Here is a 265-nt window from a genome sequence, read left to right as displayed (position 1 = left end):
AAATGTAACATCTACCATAATCATATCGACTAATATTAAATCCTGAAATACCTAAATCAGTTATAGTTACTGGAGTTCCATTCAACATTTCAGACACTTGAAAACTTGTTTCAGTTACATTTATAGCGTAATACAACTTATCCACGCTAATTCCGATAGGAACTTTACCAATCCACTGCTCGAAACAAATTTTAGCTCCATTCCCCATCCCGTGCGGCTTACTAAAAGTAAATGTACTAGTAGTGATATCTATCGTAGGTGTTCC

1 protein-coding gene is annotated in these 265 nt (G+C 35.1%); it reads right to left on the bottom strand.

Going from position 1 to position 265, the window contains the following annotated elements; genetic code table 11:
* Positions 1–208, bottom strand: a 208-nt coding sequence (locus tag KVT44_RS56195) for a hypothetical protein (RefSeq protein ID WP_217577006.1), incomplete at its 3' end; no start/stop codon positions are given.
* Between the last annotated feature and the right edge of the window lie 57 nt (positions 209–265).

Origin of the sequence: Streptomyces sp. GbtcB7 (assembly GCF_019091445.1) — a bacterium.
GTDB classification, from domain to species: domain Bacteria; phylum Actinomycetota; class Actinomycetes; order Streptomycetales; family Streptomycetaceae; genus Streptomyces; species Streptomyces mirabilis.
This window is presented reverse-complemented; position numbering and strand designations above follow the sequence as displayed.